At 59.2% G+C, this 17242-nt stretch carries 12 protein-coding genes; 5 read left to right on the top strand and 7 right to left on the bottom strand.

Annotated elements, in window-relative coordinates:
- Positions 1-36: 36 nt before the first annotated feature.
- From HNE_RS09215 to HNE_RS09205, 3 genes are all read right to left on the bottom strand, one after another.
- A complete protein-coding gene (locus HNE_RS09215; protein WP_011646864.1) occupies positions 37-2688 on the bottom strand; it encodes a TonB-dependent receptor plug domain-containing protein in 2652 nt (883 codons plus the stop codon).
- A 79-nt stretch (positions 2689-2767) separates the two neighbouring features.
- Complete coding sequence (locus HNE_RS09210; RefSeq protein ID WP_011646863.1) at positions 2768-4315, bottom strand: hypothetical protein; 1548 nt, start codon at positions 4313-4315, stop codon at positions 2768-2770.
- A gap of 186 nt (positions 4316-4501) precedes the next feature.
- The gene (locus HNE_RS09205) at positions 4502-5350 is read right to left on the bottom strand and encodes a prolyl hydroxylase family protein (RefSeq protein WP_198022871.1); all 849 of its coding nucleotides are present in this window, start codon (positions 5348-5350) and stop codon (positions 4502-4504) included.
- Positions 5351-5476: 126 nt separating this feature from the next.
- Here HNE_RS09205 and HNE_RS09195 point away from each other — a divergent pair, with 126 nt between their 5' ends.
- Positions 5477-6298, top strand: coding sequence for a CAP domain-containing protein (locus HNE_RS09195; RefSeq protein WP_011646861.1), 822 nt, complete (start codon positions 5477-5479; stop codon positions 6296-6298).
- A 73-nt stretch (positions 6299-6371) separates the two neighbouring features.
- On the opposite strand, the gene HNE_RS17990 is transcribed toward HNE_RS09195, so the two are convergent.
- The 3 genes from HNE_RS17990 to HNE_RS09180 all read right to left on the bottom strand — a co-directional run bounded on the left by HNE_RS17990 (position 6372) and on the right by HNE_RS09180 (position 12869).
- A complete protein-coding gene (locus HNE_RS17990; protein WP_011646860.1) occupies positions 6372-6755 on the bottom strand; it encodes a helix-turn-helix domain-containing protein in 384 nt (127 codons plus the stop codon).
- 178 nt (positions 6756-6933) lie between these two features.
- On the bottom strand, positions 6934-11049 hold the full coding sequence (locus HNE_RS09185) for a translocation/assembly module TamB domain-containing protein (protein WP_011646859.1): 4116 nt from the start codon (positions 11047-11049) through the stop codon (positions 6934-6936).
- Entirely contained in the window at positions 11049-12869 is a 1821-nt protein-coding gene (locus HNE_RS09180) for an autotransporter assembly complex protein TamA (protein ID WP_011646858.1), read from the bottom strand. The genes HNE_RS09185 and HNE_RS09180 overlap by 1 nt, the downstream gene beginning before the upstream one ends.
- A 174-nt stretch (positions 12870-13043) precedes the next feature.
- Between HNE_RS09180 and HNE_RS09175 the strand changes: the two genes are divergently transcribed.
- Together HNE_RS09175 and queF are read left to right on the top strand one after the other, a co-directional pair.
- Complete coding sequence (locus HNE_RS09175) at positions 13044-14063, top strand: calcium/sodium antiporter (protein WP_011646857.1); 1020 nt, start codon at positions 13044-13046, stop codon at positions 14061-14063.
- Positions 14056-14523 carry a preQ(1) synthase gene (gene queF, locus HNE_RS09170; protein WP_011646856.1) on the top strand — a complete coding sequence of 156 codons (468 nt, stop codon included), beginning with the start codon at positions 14056-14058 and terminating at the stop codon, positions 14521-14523. Before HNE_RS09175 ends, queF begins: the two co-directional genes overlap by 8 nt.
- A 46-nt stretch (positions 14524-14569) precedes the next feature.
- Here queF and HNE_RS09165 read toward each other — a convergent pair whose 3' ends face one another.
- On the bottom strand, positions 14570-15208 hold the full coding sequence (locus tag HNE_RS09165; RefSeq protein WP_011646855.1) for a nitroreductase family protein: 639 nt from the start codon (positions 15206-15208) through the stop codon (positions 14570-14572).
- 140 nt (positions 15209-15348) lie between these two features.
- Here HNE_RS09165 and HNE_RS09160 point away from each other — a divergent pair, with 140 nt between their 5' ends.
- On the top strand, positions 15349-16050 hold the full coding sequence (locus HNE_RS09160) for a TetR/AcrR family transcriptional regulator (protein ID WP_011646854.1): 702 nt from the start codon (positions 15349-15351) through the stop codon (positions 16048-16050).
- On the top strand, positions 16047-17234 hold the full coding sequence (locus HNE_RS09155; RefSeq protein WP_148205854.1) for an efflux RND transporter periplasmic adaptor subunit: 1188 nt from the start codon (positions 16047-16049) through the stop codon (positions 17232-17234). The genes HNE_RS09160 and HNE_RS09155 overlap by 4 nt, the downstream gene beginning before the upstream one ends.
- Positions 17235-17242: the final 8 nt, after the last annotated feature.

Here is a 17242-nt window from a genome sequence, read left to right as displayed (position 1 = left end):
AGCGGGCTTCTCCGGTTGGGCGAAAATTAACCAGAGTTAGAACTCGGCGCTGAGGCCAAGGGAGAAGGTGGTGCCCAGGTCGTACTGGTTGACCCGGATGTAACCACCGTTGCCGCTTTGATATTCCTCGAAGTCTTCGCCAAGCAGGTTGCGGGCTTTGACATCGAAGGTGAACGCTTGTCCCCGCAGGTCGAAGCCCTTCTTGTACACCAGATCAAGATTGATGCCGGGGTCCTGCATGAAGTCTGGCTGACCGGACGGCGCGCGGGCCGTAATCCGCTCGCTGGCATAGTTGAGGAGGAGGGTCAGCTGCGAGCGGGCAGCTTCGTCATCCCAGCCAATCTGCAGGTTTCCGATATGCTCTGACTGGCCCTGGAGGCGTGTGCCATCGATGATGTATTCGGTTGCCGGGCGAGGCTGGCCGCCTGCCTGCAATGGAAACACAACATCACCGGGACCGGCTTTTACCTCGGAGGTGGAGTAGGTGTAGTTCACCTGTACGAGGAATTCCTTGGTGTCGAAGAACGCGCCCCGGATCGGGCTGTCAAAGACCCGCTTGATGTCGATTTCGGCGCCGTACAGCACGGCTTCGGGTGCGTTCAGATAGGTCTGAAAGATTGAAGCGCTCTGTTCGATGACGATGGATTCCACCGGCCTGTCGAGCTGTTTGAAGAACACGCCTGCAGTCAGCGCCTGACCACGATCGAAGTATTTCTCGTAGCGTGCGTCGAGGTTCAGGATTTCTGTGTCGACCAGGTAGGGGTTGCCGATAAAGATACGGCTGCTCTCCGGGTCATAGTATTGCTGGGGCGCCAGCTCACGGAATTGGGGACGGCCGATGCTCTTGGACGCGCCAAGACGCAGCTGCTGATCTTCCGCGAAGTTCCAGGTCAGCGTGCCGGCCGGCAGGAGGTACTGGTTTTCCAGTTCCGGCGGGACGCTCGGCGGCGTTGCCGATGTCTGGAGCGAGAGGGGGGTCGTCGATTGTGTTGCGTCTTCAAAACGAACGCCGACTGCGGTCCGGATCAACGGGAAGATTTCTGCATCAACCTTCGCATAGGCCGCGAGGACCTCAAGGTCTGCGTCATAGGCGGCAGCCCCTTCGGAAGATGTTGTCTCACGCAATACAAACACATCGGGATTGATGTTGTAGTTTGCGAAGAGGAAATCCGGACGTTGTTGCTGGATCAGGAAATCCAGCGGGGGATTGTCGATATCGAAACTGAAGAGGCGCGTCTGAGAGGTACGCTCGTTCTGATAGGCTTCAACACCCGCAGAATATTCAATATCGCGCGCCGAAGAGAGGGTTTGGACGTACTTCACGTCCGCGCCACCACTGATGACCTTGTCGTCAAGGTAAGAGAAGCCAATGGTGTTCGATGAGCCCGAGCCCGAAGGATCGTAGATGTAGGAATTCGCTATATCACTGAAGATATAGTTGATCTCACGCTCATAGGGTGCGTCGCGCTTGGTCTGCGACAGCGCGGTGCGCCAGTTCAATGTCCAGGGTCCACGGAAGTGTTCGCCGTTCAGCTGTGTGCTGTACAGTTCCCGTTCATACCAGGCTGTGCGGTCGTTGCGGACATCACGGTCAGACAGGAAGTTATAGCCTTCCCGGCTATACGCCTGCTTGGTGGTGCGGCGGATGTAGAGGTTGGTCCAGTCGATCTTGTCATCGCCGAAATCCACACCCATGCCGAACAGGGCATCCCAGCCGATATTCTGCTCGGTCGAGACATACTCATAGTCGGATGCGCGGATCAGCTCTTGGTTGCTGAGGCGACCGGTTTCCTGAACAGCATTGCGTGTGCGCCAGTCGTTGGAATAGCCGAGCACACCAATCACGCCGAGCTCGGCGCTGCCGAGATCAAATGAGGTGCCGCCGGAAGCTTCATAGCTTCCGTTCAGCGGGATGCTGTCGTTCTTTTGGATGAGGTTGATCGGTGCATTCGTGAAGGCTTGCCCCATGGCCTGAATTTCGGAGTCCGTGAAATTCGGAGACGAGACGAGAAGGCCGGTGGACATTGCCTGGCGGACGGCGCCGGGCAGTTTGCGCGTGCCATCATCAAAACCGAGCACGTCCGTGTCAGAACCGTAATAGGTGAGGCCGTTCTTGCCGGTGGTTTCCGTATTGTAGCTGCCGGACACGCTGAGATCGAGGAAGCTTTCCTGCGGGATGTTCAGGGTGCGGAGATCAATTATGCCGCCGCCGAACTCGCCGGGATATTCCACCGAATATGTCTTCTGAACGAGTACGTTCTCGAGAATGTTTGTCGGGAAGAGGTCAAGTGGAACTACGCGTTGGAGTGGCTCGGGGCTGGGGAGCGGCGAGCCATTGAGCCGGGCAGCGGAATAGCGCTCCCCAAGGCCACGGACATAAACAAAGCGGCCTTCCGCGATGTTGATGCCGGTCACGCGCGCCAAAGCGGCGGCAGCGTCGGAATCGCCCTGACGTGCAAGGTCTTCGGGCGCCAGAAACGCGGCGACTTCCGAGGTGCTGCGCAGCACTTCTGGAATATACCGGCCAAGGACGACAACCTCATTGAGTTTAAGATCTTCTGCTTCGGGAGCCGCCGCCTCCGCAGAAGTGTCAGAGGTAGTCTCGGTCTGAGCCGATGCGAGAGTGGGCGAAAGGACTGCCGTGGAGGCGATCAACAGTGCCCGGAGAGACAGCGAGCTGAATTTCATGTGACGAGATCCTGAATGGATGCTGCAGATATGATTGAGGCGGAGGCCACGGAAACCGCGGCCTCCGCCAAATCATGCGTTAGTGGCAGGTGGCCTGGCCGGGCAGGCTGCAGGTCCAGCCTTCGTACCAGTTGTCCGTTTCATCGCGGACAGCACCGATATAATCCACCGGCTCCAGGAAGTCGGTGATGAAGCTGTTTGCAGGCAGGCCGTCACCGTCGTTCAGAGCGTCCGGGAAGGCCGAAGCAGTTACAGCGTTCTCGTTGTCACCGTTGATGAAGCCATTGATGAGGGTTGAGACCCCGTCCAGCACGTTGTTGGCGCCGGCATTGATGAGCGTTTCAACATCTGGCGTGGTTGTGCCGTTGGAGCCCTCGACGTTGCCGCCTTCACAGGAGAAGAACACCGAGTTGTAAAGTGGGCCGTTGCCGGCAACGCCGTTCGGGTTCGCCATCGTGTCAGCGCCGGAAATCTGGAGGCACTGGTTCGCACTCGGATTACGGATCACCGAGTTATAAACGCGAGCCGTGTGGCCAGAGTTGTGGATGATACCGTCGCGGGTGGAGGCGTCACGCATTACAACGGTCCAGTTGGCATATGTCGGGCGGCTGAAATAGGTCGCCGTATTGGTGCCGGCAGAGGAGGTTTCCCATCCGTAGTCACCGCCATCGGCGCGCTGGTAAACGATACCGAACTGGGCAGCGCCGCGCCAACCGGAGTCGGTGTCGAAGCTTTCGTCGTCGTTACCGGTCAGGACGAGGTGGCTGAGATTGAGGTTGCCACCGAAGATTTCGATGCCGTCATCCGAGCTGTTGTGGACCTGGACGTGGTCGACCGTCGTACCGTTGCCGACGCCGGCAAAGGTGATGCCGTTCAGCTCGTTGTCCGGTGCAATGCGCCAGCCGGAATAGGAGAGCTGAAGATAGCGAATGCGCCCGCTGGAGTCTGAAGGCGAATTACCACCAAAGAACGCGTTGGAACCTTCGACCTGCGCTTCGCAGGAGGCATCCGGCGGCGGGAGAGCCGCGCAGCCATCCGTTGTCGGAGCGCGGCCGTTGATGACGAGACCGCCCCAGCGACCGATCGTGTTCTCAGTCGCCGTGCCTTCAACGCGCTCGCGGCTGGTCATGATGATCGGCTCATCAGCTGTGCCCTCGGCAAAGATCTGGGAGCCGCGGTTCACGAGAATGTAGTTCAGGCCAACGTCGCCAAAAATGGTTACGCCGGGCTCGATGGTCAGGACGCCAGCGACACCGTTTGGATCTGGCGCGTTTGGATCAGCGCCGAGGTCACGGCCAACTTCTGTACGGCCGCTGATGGAATAGACGGTGCCATCGCGTTTAGGAACGACGAGGTTGCCTTCAATCCTGCTGGGAAGTTGGCAGATGCGGTTGTCAGAGATGACACCAACGTTTGAGAAATCAGCGGGGCAGTCAGCCGCCGGGCCGCCGGTCGCCGGAGGCGGCGCTGGTGGCGGCGGGGGCGGGGCTGGTGGCGGCGCGGAAGGCGGCGGGACAAACGCGCCAACGCCAGGCGAGGCGACGCCATCGGAGCCGCTGCATGCGCCGAGAAGCGCAACTGCAGCGCAGCCGAGAAGCACCGCGCGGAATTTGTTATTGGTCAACATATAGTCTCTCCGTCATGAACCCTGAGCGGGCGCGCAGACGGTTCCCCCCGCCGCGCTTTCCAGACGATGTTTGTCATCTGCCCGCAGCGCGAACCCTTAAGATTTGATTGCAACACTTACGGGAAGTTTAGATGACGCTTATGTGAAGCCAGCGTTCGCCGGTGCGTGTGTGACCCCTTGGCAACATTACGAAATTCTGGAGTAGTCCTCAGGAAACATCTCTCCCCAGCCACGTTCGCGGAACCATTTCGTGATCACATATTTAGCGCCGGATCGAACTTTCATGCCATGATGGATCGTATACGGATTTACGCTGCCGTCCGGGTTCAGATTGTTCCAGATTACGGCCTTTCCCTTTTCAGGCATGATCGTTTTCTCTAGCCGCCGGAAACGCGTGCCGCCGCCTTCCTCGACATCATTCAGGTAGATCATGAAGGTCCAGGTGCGCTGGCCGGTGAACTGGCAATGAACCTGATAATCCCGCGTGCCGGGGGTGAAGTAGTCGTAGTGGGCTTTGTATTCCTGGTTGACGTCATAACGCTGTGTCTGTGTGGCATCTGAATAGGACCAGTGAATGCCAAGTGCTTCAGCGATCAGTTCGTCGAGTTGCATGACCAGATTATGCCCCATCGTGCCGATGTCTGAGGAGCGGGATGTGCGGATCTTCGGGTCTGCAAAAGCGTCGGTAGTTGTGGACGCCCGCAGGCGCTCATCCGTGAGAGCGATCAAGGCGTCGCAGGTTTCCGGGGCCAGGAAATTTGGCCAGACATAAAGTTGGGCCTTTGGGGCGGGGATGCGGCGGAGCTGGGGGTGCGACTTTGCCCGAAGCGTGAGGGGCGCCCTGGCCAGCGCTGCGTGATCGACATCTGAAATCGGGCGGCGGCCATTATATGCGTCCCGCATGAGTGAACGGATCGCCTGGTCATCAAATCCGTTTTGTATCAGCTGGCGCTTTACCTCATGAGGTTCCACGCCTGACCGCAGGCGAACCCAAGTGTAGGTTAGCCATTCCTCGCTCACTGTTGTCTTCATCATTGCGGCACCATCCTTGTGACCTGAATAGTGCAGGGATGTGACGATCAAATGACGCCGGAATCAAAGCGGGAAGCAAAGACGTGCACGGAATAAAACTGGTCCTACACGGAATATACAAATACGTGGATGTCCTTGACGCAAAACTGTAAAATATGTATTGTGACAATTATGTTACAGGCGAAATACAGAGTATTGTCACTCCTCGTTCTGGCGATTGCGGCGCCAGGAGTGGCCCTTTCGGAACCCAGCTCAACGGCGCGGATGTCGCCCGGCGAATCGAGTGCGACCACCGTCTCTCCAGAGGCGTCAAAGGTCAGCTCGTTACTTTTGCGCGCGGTCACCGCTGAGCGGCAGGGGGCAGGGGTTTCCCCATTGAGCGAACATCAGACATTGTCTTTGGTGGCAGAGATGCATGCCCGCGACATGGCGCGCCGGAACTATGCGGCAGATGTGTCCCCCGAGGGGCTGACATTGATGGACTTTGTGCGCCAGGCTGACCGCCAGACGCTTTACAGCTCGTTTGGGACGGCGATTGCCATAGTGGATGCTGAGACCAGCGCCGCAGACGTTCTGGCTGCCCTTATGTCTGATCCGTTCAATGCCGAGAACGTTCTCCGGCCGGGTTTTGATCATGTCGGCATCGGCGCTGTCGAGCAGGATGGGCGGCTGTATGTGGTGCAGCTCTTTGCGCGTGTCGAAGGCCAGCTTGAGCAGCCCCTACCGGTAAACGCCGGCGCGGCAGACAGCCTCCGGGTGGACTTTGCGGAGCCGGGGATGACTCCCGTCAGCTGGTCCGTAAGTGATGGATCGGGCGCAACTCTGCTGCGGGGATCGGGTGAGCGTATTCGCGATCCGCACGGGGCAGGGATTGAAGGGTATCTGGATCTGGATGTTGCCATGGGGATGGACGTTTACACCCTTCGCGGCCCTTATGTTCGTGTGAACTGAAGGCGGCCTTAGTGCCAACATAAAAAGAGCCGGAGCATCGCTGCTCCGGCTCTTTTTTGTCTGCGGCGGCGACTCAATCCGCCGAAAGAGCGCGCAAAACCTTCGCCATCGTTTCGAGCTTGCCGACTGAGCTGGTGCGATCGATCAGGGCGTGGCAACGGGCGCGCGATTCGCTCACCGGGTCCCTTGCTTCCTGTGAGGTCGCGTCCGATGTCTGGAAAAGTTCGGCAATAGGTACCCGAAGCGCCCGAGCGACGCTGGACAACATGCCGGCGCTGAGGCGGTTGGTACCGGTTTCGTATTTCTGGAGCTGTTGATGGCTGATACCCAGCTCCTGACCGAGTTCAGAAAGCGTGAAGTTTTGGGCTATACGGAGTTCGCGGATTTTTTCGCCGACCTGTTGGTCAACCTTTGTGGGAGAACGGGAGCCGGCAGCCCGAATTTCTTCTTGCATCATTTTCCACCTTTAGGTTTTATTATGTCTCCTAATTGACAAGCGTTGTAGCAAGTTATGCGGTGCATAAATTTATGAAACGCTTGTCAAATATTTGAAACGCCGAGGGGGCCCCGTTTAACGCACAGGACCTATACAGCGCTGACCTTATAACCCTGCGACGCAGAATTCCCTTTAATTACTAGTAATCTCGTTTCCAACGAACGGAAACCCTTGATTCACCTGTAGAGCGCGCTTCAGAGGTCACAGAAATCTGAGGGCGGGGCTGCCATTCAACTTCAACTGAATTACCAGCAGCTCCAGCAGTCGTCACCTCCAGATAGACGTCTGGAGCGAGGTATTGCCCAACGCCTAGCTCGGTATTGCCCTCTACGCTGGTTCCGAGCCGCAAACGGTCGAGCCCAAGGCCGGCCTGTATCTGACCCAGAGGGTCGAGCCCGCCTCCCTGGCCGCTGAGGCGCGCGATGGAGCCAGCCAGTTCGGCCGCCTCAAGGGCGGAAAGGTCCATTGCCGAGCGACCAAAGAGCATGCGGGCCAGGATTTCGTCCTGCGGAAGGTCTGGCGTGCTCGTCAGTTCTATGCGGGGGTTTGTGGGCGAGCCGGTGACGTCGATCCGGGCTGTAAACCCATCCACCTGGCGCGCAGCTCCAATCGCAACGCGGGCGGAATCAAGGGGACCATCGAACGTAACGATGCCGGTATCGAAAACGAACGGACGGCGGGCAAGCTCAAGTTCACCGCGGACCAAAGTGGCCCGTCCATTCAGGAGCGGGGCCGCGGGTGAGCCGGTAATGTCGATATTGACGCCCCATTCCGATTCCAGGCCACGGCCATCAATGAATATGCGGCGATCTGAGTGAATGGAAAAATCCAACTGAATGGGCTTCTCCAGAACTGGGTCTACCGGCTCATCCGTCAGGTCTTCACGCCAACGCACATCGAGTCGGCGGGCGCCTGAGGCCGGGAGGTTATCCAGCGAGAAATTCGCTTCATCGACATTCAGCCTACCGGAGACCACGCGTGCTGTTTCCGTCTCCGTCAATGCCGCGTTTCCAGTCAAGCGCATATTGTCAGAGTTGCGGTCGTAGACGAGCAGGCGGTTGAGATCGATGTCCACCCTCGCGGCGCCCGCCTCATCCAGGCGGCCTGAAGCTTTCAAAGTGCCGCCATCCGGGCCTTGGCCGGTTGCATCGACAGTTATGGCGCCATCGGAAAGCCCGGCGTTCATGTCAAACCGGGCAATGCGAAATCCCATGGCGCCGTATTCATACAGCCCATCAGAAATATCAGCATGCGCATCAATTTTCGGGGCTTCCAGCGTTCCGCCAATTCGCATGCCGGCGTCAATGTTTCCGCCAATATCATGGCCATAGGCCAGCGCGACCTGGCGCAATTCTTCGAGATCACCGCTCAGCTTTGCCTGGCCGAGGAGCGCCGCTTGCCGGTTCAGGCTTACCAACTCACCTTCCTGGGCGGTCACCGGAAGCGCCATGGCGAACGTACCGCCCAGTGCCGGTCCATATTTGGCGTTACCTTCAACAGAGAGCATTCGCGCGTCAAGCTTTCCGGCGATGTCCAGGTCAACAGCGCCGTCCAGTCCCGCCACCGGGCTGCTGGTTCTGATGTCGAAGGTTCCGCTCGGGGCTATGCCATACGGCCGGAATGTTCCGCTGCCATCCATGCGCGCGGCAGAAACGGGCGCGCCGAAAGAGGCAAGAACGGGGCCGGCATCGACATCGTCGAGTTCAAACTTCAACTGCGGAGAGGCGCCAGCCATGGCCAGCGAGAATTTGAGGCCACCTCCAAATATGCCCAGGTCAGCGTCAACTTCAGGCGTTTCGCCAAGCCGCCAGCGGGTATCGCGCCGCGTTGAAACATTCTGGCCAAAGATCATTCCGCCGAGGGCAAGCGTTCCCTCCGGAGCGCCTTCCGAAAGAGACGCGGTGCCGGAAACCATCATGTTTGTTTCGCGGTTGCGTGTTGGATCTTCAAGCTGTGCCGAAAACTGGTATCCGCTCTGCGTGGTAAGGATGTTTGCGCTGATGCGCTCGAAGCGAAGGTCTTCCGACAGAACGGTATCACGAACATCTGCGTCTAATACGACGGAGAGGGGATCGCCAGATTCCTGTTGAATAGCGGCTTCGACGGCGACGCCACCAAAGCTTACGCCGCTGACGATAAAGTCACTCCCAGTCAACCGGCCGAATGCGTCGAGATCTCCGTCATCGCTGAACTCTCCATAGCCGCCAACCTGTAATTTCCCGAGGAAGCCGGCGAGATCATCGATCCGTGTGCTCCCTGCGCGGCGTTGAAGAAGGGCGGAAAGTTCAATTGCTTCTTCGCCATAAGCGCCGGTGACCCTGATCGGTCCATCGATATTGTCACCAGATTGTGCGAGCGAGGTCGAAATTGCCACGTTGCTTATGGTGTTGGTGCCGCTGACGATGCGGCCGTCCGCGCTATCGGCGGTAATGAGCAGGGTATCGCCGGGTTGGGAAATACTGCCGTCCAGTGCGCCGAGATTAAGCGTCGTTCCGCCGACCACAATATCTGCCGTCTGCTCAGCGGTGACGTCGAGGTTCAGACCTCCTGCGCCAGCCAGCGAGCCCACAGCGTCTGCATTGATGCCGGCAAGGCGCAGCCGGATCATCCGTGCCGTGACGTCGCCGCCTTCAATGCGCAGAGAGGCGGCAGCGTTGCCATTTCCGTCAATGAGCGCCGCCGCGGCATCCGGCCCGGAAAGATTGCGGAGCGAAAGGTTGGTCGCCACATCAATGGAGGAGAATGGCCCCTCCACGCTGATGATACCGCTGGCCGAACCAGCAAAACCCGGAACGAAGGGGGCGATGGATTGGTTCAAGCGCCCTGCCAATGACATGTGCCCGCCGGCTGCTTCCACCTGGCCAGCCAGGCTGATGGATCCTGTTTCATGGCGAACTTCAGCGCCATCAACCAGGAGTGCGCCCGAGGCGATGTCGAAACGCCCGTTGATTTCCGCAGTAGGGGCGGGCCCCAGCGCTGTGCTGGCGAGATCGCCAATAGGGAAGGGACCAAGGAATTCGAGCTTCCCAGAGAACGGGACCTCCGCGCCCTTCAGGCCGACTGCCACCTGTCCGGATGCGGCTTCGAACGGAAGAACCGAACCTTCTTCCGCAACCAGACGAATATCACCCGAATAGCCCGGATTGCCGTCGGCGTAAGTCAATTCGCCGTTCAACCAGATGCCAGCGCCGTTCTCCCAAAAGGGGCGCAGGGAGGCTAGATCGGCGCTGAGATGGGCCGGGCCGATAAGTTCGTTGTTCTCGAGGTCTGCAAGGCCGGCGAGATGAACTTCACCCTCGGCCACGAGCGCATCAAATTCGAAATGGGCCTCTTCGTTGTCGAGCCGGGCAGAGAGGGAAGCTTCAGCGGAGTTGCCCAGAAGATCAACAATATCATCCGGGAGCGGAAGGGAAGTTGCATCCAGCTTTGCAGATGCGCTTAGGCGGCCATTTTCCATTTTGCCGGACAGATAGGCTTTGTCTTCGCGGTCAATTGAAAAGCGGGCTTCACCAACCCCATTGCGCAAATCTCCCGCGCCATTGGCTTCCAGCCGCGCTGCCGAGCCAGGCTCCAATTCGAGCATATGGGCGAACATGCCGTCAGCAGGCGCGTCGGCGATGACTGTGATGTCAAAGCGATTGGAGGCAGTCATGACTATCAGCAGGTCGACCCGGTCGCCGCGGCCTTCGAGGGGGCGTAGACGGAGCGCTGCGTCCAGCGCGCCGTTTGCCTGCTGTACAAAGCGGGCGCTTATTTCGGAGGCAGATTGTGGGCCGGCCACGCCATCGGCAAGCACGAGCCGGTCCAGGGTGAGGGCGTTGAGATTGACCCGCCAATTGCCGCCACCGCCTTCAGGCGGCGGTTGGGGGGCTCGTTCGGGGCGCGAAAAGATCGAAACTGTGTCGACATCCAGCTCCGAAATATCGACTGAACGCGATAGAAGTGAAAGGGGTGACCAGCGAAGCCTCAGATTATGGGCTTCAGCCCAGACGCCTCCTTCGTTTACCACTTGGATCTTGGAGACCCGCAGGTCCGACAGGGGGTCGCCTTTCAGGCCTTCGATGTGCAGTTGGCCATATCCGGCCAGGTCCAGTCCATCAATCTGCGAGACGATAAAATTCCGTCCACTGTCAGTCGTGATCCAGATGCGGAGAGAGCCAATAACTGCGGCGCCGCCAGCGGCAGCGATGATGGCGCCCGTCAGCCAGGGATGACGCCGGCGCCAATCCTTGAAGGGAAGAACGGGCACTTTCATCAGAAGGCTTGCCCAATAGAGACATAGATCTGCAGCGGCGCATCCCCATCCCGTTTATTCAGTGGTGCTGCAATATCAAATCTGATCGGACCAAAACCCGGATAGTAGCGAATGCCGAGGCCGGCTGAGGCTTTCGATTCTCCAAAGACCGAGCCGACATCGTCACTTGCGGCGCCGATGTCTACAAATGCGGCGTAACCGAACCGCTCGGACCGGCGCCAGCGCAACTCTGCCGATGCGGAGAACAGGCTGCGCCCGCCCAGGAACTCTCCAAACTCATCAGTGGGTGACAGCGATTGATATTCGTAACCGCGCACTGTGCCGCCGCCACCGGCAAAGAACAGACGATCGGTCGGCACAGAATTGGAGCCTGAAAAAGCTCCGTACTCAGCGCGTACCGCGGCAACGAGGTCATCTGCAATCTTGCGATAGGTCGCGCCAGAGATTTGCATGCGCGTATAGCCCGGCGTGCTTTCGCCGAGCGAGATGCCGTTTTCTACCGCCGCAAATGCCCGAATGCCTTCTTGCGGGTCGAGGGGATCGCGAACATCGGTATAGGTCGCTGTGACCGGGATGGAGAAGGTGACCTGTTCGCGCTCACCAAGGTAAATACGGGTTCGCTGGTCTGTAATCCGGGTCGCGTCTATTTCTGCGCCGACGGACAATGTCAGCTGGCGCGAGAAGGGTTGTGCAAGGGTCGCCCCTATCTTGGCACCGTCCAGATCATAGGCCTGGGTTTCTTCCTGACGAACGCCAACCTCTGTAAGAAGCGTTCGACCGAAGCGCCCGATGTTTGGGCGTTCGTAACCTACAGTCACGCTTCTTGCGAGCGTGGCGGCTTCCACGAGAACGGATACCTTGTCTGCGCGGCCGGTGACATTGCGCCGCTCCCAAAGCGCGTCTGCACCAACGCCTTCGGTGGTTGAGGCCGTGACACCAAAACTAACGGACCGAGGGTCGGCTTCTGCAAGCGTAAGGGAAACCGTGTGATAGCCGTCTGCGTCGGGCTGGTCGGAGACGACGACACCAATGCCTTCGTAAAGGCCGCTGGACCGCAAGCGGCCGCGCAGGCGGTCGATGGTGCGCGGATTGTAGGTGGCACCCTCCCGCCAGGTTTTGAGCACTTGAATGGCTTTTTGGGACCGCGGGTCTGTTTCATCGCTGACAAGGTCGCCCAGGCGCACGAGGGGGCCGGTATCTATTGTGTAGGTGATCTCTACGTTGGCATCCTCTCTGGATGCCAGAGCATCGATACCGGGACTTGAGGCGAAAGCGAAACCACGGGCCTGGAGGGTCGTGATCAGCTCTGCTTCAATTTGTTCAACATTGGCCGTTCTGACGGGCGAACCGACTGGGAGCTCTGCCAGATGGCCATCAACCAGCTTGCGCGTGTCAGCATCAAGCGCATCTGCGCCAGCGAGGCGGACCGATGCGACCGTGAACCGCGGTCCCGGATCAACAGTCAGAACGGAGCTGGATTCCAGCGTGGTCATGTCTTCGGGGCGAACTTCGGCCGCCAGGTAGCCCTCGGAGGCCAGAAGGTCTTCAACGCTGCGGGCCAAAGCCTGAGCGCGGTTGCGTTTCTCCAGCACACTTCTCGGGGCCGGGTCGCCGGTGTTCAGAAGTGCATTCGCGCGTGAGGCGAGTGCTGGCGGTGTGCCCTGCAGATGAAAGTGTCCCTGCGATACGGTTCCAGTAGGCGTCTCTGCGCCGCGCGGCGTGCCATTGAAGGACGCGCAGGCGGCCGTAGCGCCAAGAAGACAGGCGCCAGCGATCGGCCGGAGCCGAGCAAATCCAGAGTTTGAGGTGACGCGTATCATGGTTACCAATATTCAGCTTTCTGCTGATTTATTTCCCTGCAAGAACTGGCCCATTCATCCTAAAGGAAGCATGAAGCTCAGGTTTACGATCCTTTGAGGCGAGTTTCCGGGGGGAGATGTAACTCGTATATGGGGGCTCTTATAAGGTCCGGATTTCAGTGGGATTAAATTCATATGATGTATCTTATGATCGCAGCGGGGTTGTTCCTCCTTTTTGTGGGGGGAGAAGCCCTCGTGCGCGGGTCGGTCAGCGTGGCGCGGAAGCTCAATATTTCAGAGCTGGTTATCGGCCTCACCCTCGTCGGCTTCGGCACCTCCGTACCTGAACTCGTTACAAGTTTGCAGGCTGTGGGGCAGGGGGCCGTGGGTATTTCCATCGGCAACGTCGTGGGCTCCAACATCGCCAATGTGCTGTTGGTGCTGGCGATTGCGGTTATCCTCTCTCCCATCATCGTTCACCCTAATGTGATCATGCGCGATGGCTTGTTCATGCTTGGGGCTACAGGGTTGCTGTGCGCGCTGATCTGGTTTGACCAGTTCAGCCGGATATCCGGCTTCCTGATGTTGGCGGTGCTTATCGGCTATCTGGTGCTTTCGATTGTTCTGGATCAGCGCCGACAGGACGGAACGGCTCAGATGCACAAGGAAGAGGGGGAGGTGGTCGATGCTCAGTACGGACTGGTCGTTGGCATTGTCATTGCCATTGCGGGTCTTGCCGGGGTTGTTCTGGGCGCCAACCTGCTGGTTGAGGGATCTGTGACACTCGCCCGACAAATCGGCATCAGTGAGACGGTTATCGGCCTCACAATTGTTGCGATCGGCACGAGCCTTCCGGAATTGGCGACGTCTGTTGTGGCGGCTTTCCGCAAGAAGGCCGATGTGGCGCTGGGCAATGTGATCGGATCTAACCTATTCAATATATTGGGTATTTTGGGGATTACCGCGTTGGTTCAACCCTTCAGCGTGCGGGGCGACGCCAGCGCAGAAGCGATGGCGGGCGGTGAGCCGGTCAGCCTCATCAGCTCGGTGGATATAGGCGCGCTGGTCTTGTCAGTGGCGCTGCTGTTCCTGTTCGCCCTGACTGGCCGCAAGCTGGCGCGCTGGGAAGGCGCAGTGTTGCTCCTGGGGTACGTGCTCTATATGGGCCTGACGTTCGATCTCATTCCTGTACCGGCGATATTCCCCAATGGCTGACAATCCGATCTATCAAAAACTTGGCCAGCTTGGCCAACACACCGTTCAGCCAGCGAGCCCCGAAGAGGCGCAGCTGGAGCGGGTGGAAAACCCGCATTCCGGGACGCTGTACCTTACGCGGTTTGTGGCGCCGGAATTTACTTCGCTTTGTCCGGTTACCGGGCAGCCGGACTTTGCGCATCTGGTAATCGATTATGCGCCGGGTCCCTGGCTAGTCGAATCCAAAAGCCTGAAACTGTACCTCACAAGCTTTCGAAACCACGGGGCTTTCCACGAGGAGTGCACTGTTTCCATTGGGAAAAAGATCTTCGATTTCACCGAAGCGACCTGGTTGCGCATCTCCGGATACTGGTATCCGAGGGGGGGGATACCTATCGATGTATTCTGGCAATCAGGCGATGTTCCGAAGGGGCTTTACGTGCCCGATACGGGCGTCGCGTCCTATCGCGGGCGCGGATAATCCCGGACAAACGCGGACAAATCTGGACAAACTTGGACAAACCCGGTCAGTCCGGGACATCCGGAGACCAGGCGGAGACCAGTCCGGACAGGTCTGGACGTATCCGTTCCTGAGGGGACGCTGTCGCGGTGCCAATGTAGATGAAGCCTGCGAGACGCTCGTTTGGCTTGAGGCCCAACAGGACGTCCACCTCTTCACTGAAGGTGATCCATTCCGATAGCCACACGCCGCCCCAGCCGCTGGCGTTGGCCGCGAGGAGCAGGTTGTAGCAGAGCGCTCCGGCCGACAGCTCCTGCTCCCACACAGGCGTGCGGCCATCATCGACAGGCGCGGATATGACTGCGACGACCGTTGGCGCACGAAGCAGCAGTCCGGCAGCTTCGACCACGTCGCGCGATTCTGCATTGGGCTTGCGACCGGCAATGGTGGCGAGGGCCTTGCCGAAGTCCTGCCGGGCATTGCCCTGGAAGGTAATGAAGCGCCAGGGGGTCATCTTCCGGTGGTCGGGCACGCGGGCAGCTATACTGAGGAGCTGGTCCAGCTCATCGGCTGTCGGGCCGGGTTCGCTCAGGAACTGCTTGTTGGCGGATTTGCGCAAGGCAAGGAAGCTGCGGACCGCGTTGGCCGGCCTTGCAGCCAGCAGCGGGGAGCCTGGGGGCGGGGGATCGGGAAAGAGCTTTGTCACACTCCACGCCTTACCTTTTCAGGCGCCCGCCGCAAAGGCTCAATCAGGCCAATGAATTGCTTGTCAGACATGCTTAATCGGCGTATTACCTTATTGGTGAACACTGTTCACTAAATAAACGTCGGTGGAGATGTGCGGCCTTGAATTCTGATGCCCTTCCAGAAGAAAGCCCGGCCGATCGCCGCCGCCAGCGTGTGCGAACTGCCATTCTTGATGCTGCCGAACGCGTATTCTCCACGGAGGGGGAAACGGGTCTGTCGATCCGCCGGCTGGCCGAAGAGATCGATTACTCGCCCGCTGCCATCTACAAGTATTTCGGCTCGAAAGAAGAACTGCTCGACGAGCTGAAAGAGTCGTTTTTTGAGCGGCTGATGTCGACCATCGACAAGGCGGCGCTGACCAGCCTGCCATTTGAAGCGCGCGTGCGTCACTGCTTTGCCAAATATGTGGAGACGGCGATTGCGCGGCCACATCACTATGCCGCGGCGTTCAGTTCGACCACGCAAGCGCCCGCAGAGGCCGATGACGGCGCCTATTGGTGTGAGTTTGAGCAAAGCCATAAAGGGCAAGCGTTCATGGTGGTTGTAGGGCTTGTGCGCGAAGGCCAGGAAATTGGCGTGTTCGACACCTCATTTGACCCTTTCATCGCCGCCAAATCCCTCTGGGCGTCCATGCATGGCATTGCGCTGCTACTGATCCATCTGCCGGGTTTCCCCGTAAGCCTTCCAACACCACAGGGCGGCACGGACACGGCAGGGTTCATTCAGTTTCACGCCGCGCTGCTGTTTCGCAGCCTGTGCGCGGCTCCCGTATCACCCGCTTGTTCCGGACACGGCCAATGACCCACGAGACACCCTACGAAGCCGACACCAGCCGCCGCCGCCCGACCGTTCTCAAGGCGCTGGTCTTCATCGTTCTAATGGGGCTGGTGATTGCTGGCCTTCTGGCCGCGGCGACGCTGCTGCGAAGCGAAGAGGGGCCGAAGATCGCAATCGCCGAGCCCGAACCGTTGGCCGTCAGCGTCATTCCGGTTGAGTATCTGACGGAGCTGGACATAGACGAACTGTTTACGGGCATCGCCGAAGCGCGGCGCACCAGCCGGCTGGGGTTTCAGACCGGGGGACGGATCGAACGGATTGATGTTCGGGTAGGCGACCGTGTTAAGGCCGGCCAGACCATAGCCCGCCTCGACACGCGCGGACTTGGCGCGCAGCTGGCTTCATCGCAGGCTGTTGTTGAAGAGGCGCGGTCCGCCCACCAGCTGGCCCTGGATACGGCTGACCGCCAGCGCCAACTTCAGGCGCAGGGGCATATTTCGCAGCAGCGTGTCGATGAAGTTGTTTCGCAGGCCGCCACTGCCATGGCGCGCGTCGATGCCGCCAAAGCGCAGGCGGATACGATCCGTGTGCAAATAGATCTGGCAAGCATTACGGCGCCGTATGACGGGATGATTGTTTCACGCTTTGCAGATGAAGGCGCAATTGCCGGCCCCGGACAAGCCATTCTTGAGCTGGTCGAGGGCGGGGCGCTGGAGGCACGCATCGGTGTTTCTGCCCGCGTAGTTTCCGAACTGGTGCCCGGCGACATTTATACGCTGGAAGCGGAGACCGGGCCGGTCGATGCGCCACTGAGAAGTGTTACCGGCGTTGTGGACCCCTCACAGAGAACCGTTGCGGCGATTTTTGACATACCAGAGACGACAGGCGTGCCTGCCGGTTCGATTGTTCGCCTGAAGATGGAGCGGAAGCTTGAAGAAAAGGGTTTCTGGGTGCCGCTCAAAGCCCTGGCGAGCGCCAATCGGGGCATGTGGACTGTTTATGCCGTGGTGGGCGAAGGCGAAGACGAAAGCTGGCGCGCTCAGCCGAGGTTGGTGGAGATGGTGTATCCCGCGGGGGAGCGTGCTTTCGTTCGCGGACCGCTGGAAGCGGGCGACCGGATTATTGTGGACGGACTGCAGCGGGTTACTCCCGGCGCCAGGGTCGTGCCGCGAGAGGTGCAGCGCGCCGAAGCGGCGAGCGGCGGCTGACGGTACGG

Source organism: Hyphomonas neptunium ATCC 15444, from assembly GCF_000013025.1.
GTDB classification, from domain to species: domain Bacteria; phylum Pseudomonadota; class Alphaproteobacteria; order Caulobacterales; family Hyphomonadaceae; genus Hyphomonas; species Hyphomonas neptunia.
This window is presented reverse-complemented; position numbering and strand designations above follow the sequence as displayed.